Origin of the sequence: Rhizobium sp. SEMIA 4085 (genome assembly GCF_013004495.1) — a bacterium.
Taxonomy (GTDB): Bacteria; Pseudomonadota; Alphaproteobacteria; order Rhizobiales; family Rhizobiaceae; genus Rhizobium; species Rhizobium gallicum.
In genome coordinates this window covers 1-4,309 of sequence record NZ_JABEPH010000437.1, presented here as the reverse complement: position 1 = coordinate 4,309, position 4,309 = coordinate 1, and the positions used below count along the sequence as shown (strand labels likewise).

General features: G+C 60.0%; 3 protein-coding genes and 1 pseudogene. All 4 read left to right on the top strand.

Annotation, left to right across the window (positions count from 1 at the left end; all coding sequences use genetic code 11):
• The coding region (locus C9413_RS28510; protein WP_170251237.1) for an ABC transporter ATP-binding protein at positions 1-1,430 on the top strand (1,430 nt) is incomplete at its 5' end.
• Position 1,431: 1 nt separating this feature from the next.
• Positions 1,432-2,295 carry a serine hydrolase gene (locus C9413_RS28505; RefSeq protein WP_040114781.1) on the top strand — a complete coding sequence of 288 codons (864 nt, stop codon included), beginning with the start codon at positions 1,432-1,434 and terminating at the stop codon, positions 2,293-2,295.
• 25 nt (positions 2,296-2,320) lie between these two features.
• The gene (locus C9413_RS28500; protein WP_170251236.1) at positions 2,321-3,865 is read left to right on the top strand and encodes an ABC transporter substrate-binding protein; all 1,545 of its coding nucleotides are present in this window, start codon (positions 2,321-2,323) and stop codon (positions 3,863-3,865) included.
• Between the two features lie 131 nt (positions 3,866-3,996).
• A pseudogene (locus C9413_RS28495) lies at positions 3,997-4,309 on the top strand (amidohydrolase); the annotation flags it as partial.

Below are 4,309 nucleotides of genomic sequence, written 5' to 3'. Positions count from 1 at the left end.
GCTCCGTTGCCTACAAGGGACGCGACGTGCTTTCCATGAACGGCGCGCAATTGCGCCAATTGCGTGGTGCAGAAATCGGTGTCGTCTTCCAGGAGCCGATGACCTCGCTCAATCCCTCGATGACCGTCGGCCGCCAACTCGAAGAAGGGTTGCAGCTTCATACGAAACTTTCGCAGGCAGAACGGCGCAGCCGTATCCTCGGCATGCTGGATCGGGTCGGGATCCGCGACCCCGCCGGGGCGCTCACTTCCTATCCGCATGAATTCTCGGGCGGTATGCGCCAGCGCATCATGCTGGCATCGGTCATGCTGCTGAAACCGGCGCTGTTGATCGCCGACGAGCCGACGACTGCGCTCGATGCCGTGATCCAGCGCGATGTCATGGAATTGATGGTGGAACTGACACAGGCCGAAGGCACGGCCGTGCTGCTGATCAGTCACGACCTGCCGATGGTCGCCCGCTACACGAACCGCATCGTCGTCATGGAAAAGGGCGTAATCGTCGAAGAAGGACGCACCGCCGATCTGCTCGACGCACCGCAGCGTGCCTATACGAAGAAACTGCTTTCCTCCCTGCCGTTTCGCGGACAGACGCGGATGATCGACAAGACCAAGGCGCCAATGGTCTCGGCGCGTGATATCGTCGTCGACTATGGGGGCCGGCGGTCGCTGATGAAGAAGGCAACGCCAAAACGGGCGCTCAATGGCGTCAGCATCGATATCCACGAGGGCGAAGTCGTTGCACTGGTCGGCGGTTCAGGTTCCGGCAAGACCACGCTCGGCCGCACCATTGCCGGACTGGTCCGGGAGAGCGAAGGCGATATCCGCTTCAAGGGACGCAGCCGCGACGACGACTGGATGGACTATCGTCTGAATTGCCAGATGGTGTTTCAGGATCCTTATTCCTCGCTGAACCCGCGCATGACCATCGTCGCGCTTGTGGAAGAAGCGCTGCGGCTCGTTCCCGATCTTAACGCGACGGCAAAGCGCAAGCGCGCCCTGGAGACGCTGGAGGAAGTCGGCCTTGGGGCCGACTATGGCGAGCGCTACCCGCACGAGCTTTCGGGCGGCCAGCGTCAGCGCGTGGCGATCGCCCGCGCCATTGCGCGCCGGCCGAAATTCCTGATCGCAGACGAACCGGTATCGGCCCTCGACGTGACGGTCAGGGCGCAGGTGCTCGAACTCCTGTCCGATCTGCAAAAACGCTACGGCTTTTCCTGCCTCTTCATCAGCCATGATCTCGGCGTGGTCGAGCAGGTGGCCGATCGCGTCGTCGTCATGCAGGACGGCCGGATCATCGAGGAGGGCGACCGCGATACGGTTTTCGACAGCCCGAAGGAGGCCTATACGCAAAGGCTTCTCTCGGCCATCCCCGCCCTGGACCACAATGCGCAGGGCGGTGTGACCCTCAAATGGCGCCTGGAGAACTGACATGACGACCGTGATTGCATCTGGAAAGCTCGTGGAACGATTGAACGCGATCTGCGATGCCCAGCCTTTCGTAACGCGCTTCATGGTGCATGCGCTTGCAAGCGGTGAAACGATCGTCAGGCGCGCGGACGAGGAAACTCCCTCCGCCAGCACCCGAAAGACCTCGATCATGATGGCAGCCTTGAAGGCCGCCCATGAAGGCCGCCTGGATCTGGACGAACGGATCATTTACGAAAAGCGTTTTGCAGAGGAAGTGGCGAGCGGGATGTTCCGCTACCTGACACCCGGTATCGTCATATCGCTGCGCGATGCCATCACCGGCATGATGGTGCTGAGCGACAATGTCTGCACCAAGATGGTCTTCGAAAGGCTGACGCTCGAAGAGGTCGACGGCTATTGCAAGTCGATCGGCATGACGGAGACCAACCATCGCTTCCTCATCCCTCCCTTGGCGCTGTCGCCCGATCATTCATTGAAGGCCGTCACCACGACGACGGCGCGGGACCAGGTCTATCTGCTGCAGACCATCCTGGATGCGCAAAATTCGCGGGAGGCCGCGGACCGACTCGGCTCTTCGCAGGCGTTGTGCGCCTATGCGCTTCAAACCCTGAAGAACCAGATCCTGCGCTATGCCATCCCCTCCAGGCTGCCGTTCGGGGTTGTCGTCGCACATAAGGGCGGTACGGGAAAGCGGGGCCGCATGAATGCCGGTATCGTCTATCGCGACGGTTCCCCCTTCTACATCATTGCCGCCTATACCGACGACGTGCCGCAGGAAATGCCGGACGGCACCCCTGGCTATACGGTCGCGCTTGAAACCATCGGCAGGCTTTCACGCGCCTGCTGGGATGAATTCCAATCCTAACGATCCATAAAAAGAGGGTAGAACAATGCATAAGCTTCTTCTTGCAGGGACCATGTTAATGGCGATGACCGGCCTGGTCGAAGCCCGCGACATCGTCGTGGCTCAAAGCTCCGACCTGCGCAGCAATAATCCGGGCGTCAATCGCGACGGCAATACCGATGGCGTCATCCTGCATATCGTCGAAGGGCTCGTCGGCTATGCCAACAACGGCGAGGTCAAGCCGCTGGTGGCAAAGAGCTTCGAAGTCTCGGCGGATGGGCTGCCCTATAGCTTCAAACTGCGTGACGACGTCAAATTCCACGACGGCAAGAAATTGACCGCCGATGACGTCGTTTGGAACTGGAACCGTTATCTCAAGCCCGAAACGAAATGGACCTGCCTTCCTGATTTCGACGGTAGCGGCAACGTGCACGTTACGGGGGTCAAGGCAGTCGATGCTTCGACCGTCACCATCACGCTGGAAAAGCCATCCGCGGTTTTCCTTGGCCTGATGTCGCGCCCCGAATGCGGTTACACCGGGATGATCTCCCCGGAATCGGTCAGCCCGGACGGAAGCTTCATCAAGCCGATCGGTACCGGTCCCTTCAAATGGGACGAATGGAAGAAGGGCGAATATATCCATCTCGCCAAGTTCAACGATTATGTCTCGCCCCAAAACGACGGAAAGCCCGACGGCATGGTCGGCTCCAAGCGTCCTCTCGTCGATGGCATCAAGTTCATGGTCATTCCCGATGCCTCGACCGTAAAGGCCGGCCTTCAGTCCGGCGTGCTCGATACCGCGGAGATTTCGCCGGATCTCATTCCCGAATTCAAGACAAGCGACACGATGCAGCTGATCGTGACCCGCAACAACGGCAAAAACCTCTTCTACATCCAGACGCGCGACAAGGTTCTGAGCAATCCCGGCGTGCGCCGCGCCATGGCGATGGCACTCGATCTAGACCAGCTCGTCGAGGCAGCCTCCAATGGCACTGGCGCAGCCAACGGTGCCATGGTTTCGGAAGACTCGCTCTATTTCGACGATGTCCAGAAGAAGCGTCTTCCCTACGACCTTGAGGCCGCGAAGAAGGAGCTCGCGGCGGCCGGCTACAAGGGCGAGCCGATTACCATCATCGCCAACAAGCGCAGCAACGTGCCAAGCTTCCCGGCCGCGGTCATGGCGCAGGCCATGATGCAGCAGGCAGGTCTTAATGTGCAGATCGAGGTGCTGGACTACGCGACACAGGTCGATCGTCGCCGGTCCGGCAACTATCAGGTCATCTCGCAATCGGTCGCGCCGCGGCTCGATCCGGCGCTGATGTACGGCTTCTATGTCGGTAACAAGGATAAGAACGCTTCTTTGATGTGGGATCACCCGAAGGCCATCGAACTGATGAAGGCCGCCTATGCGGAGTCCGACCAGACGAAGCGTCAGGCGATCTTCGACGAGTTTCACACGCTGATGCTCAAGGAAATGCCGGGCATCTTCCTCTATGACATGGTCGATGTCTGGGGCGCGACCAAGAAGCTGAAGGGCCAGCCCGTCTGGCAATCGAATGCCCGCCTTTGGGAAGTTTCGCTCGACAATTGAGCCTGAATTGCCGCGCCCGGTGGGGCGCCGCCACACCGCTTCGACGGTCAACAGAAGATCCGACAGGCAGTCCTGCCGGGTCGGGTGCAACATGTCGCCTGTGGCGGCAGGACAGACAGCGAGGAAATGCCATGAATCTTGACGCGATCAGCTCCATTGCCGCGACGGTCGAAAAGATGAAGCCGGATTATATCGCTCTCAGCGACAGTATCTGGGATTTCGCGGAGCTGAAGTTCGAGGAGCGGTGTTCGTCGCAACTGCTGGCAAGGACACTCGAGGAAAACGGCTTTGTTGTGCGACGCGGCATCGCAGCCATGGAAACGGCCTTCATCGGCGAATTCGGCAGCGGCAAGCCGGGGATTGCTTTCCTCGGCGAATTCGATGCCTTAGCCGGCCTGGGCCAGACCGCAAACGTGGCCGAGCCTCGTCCGATGGCGGCGGGAG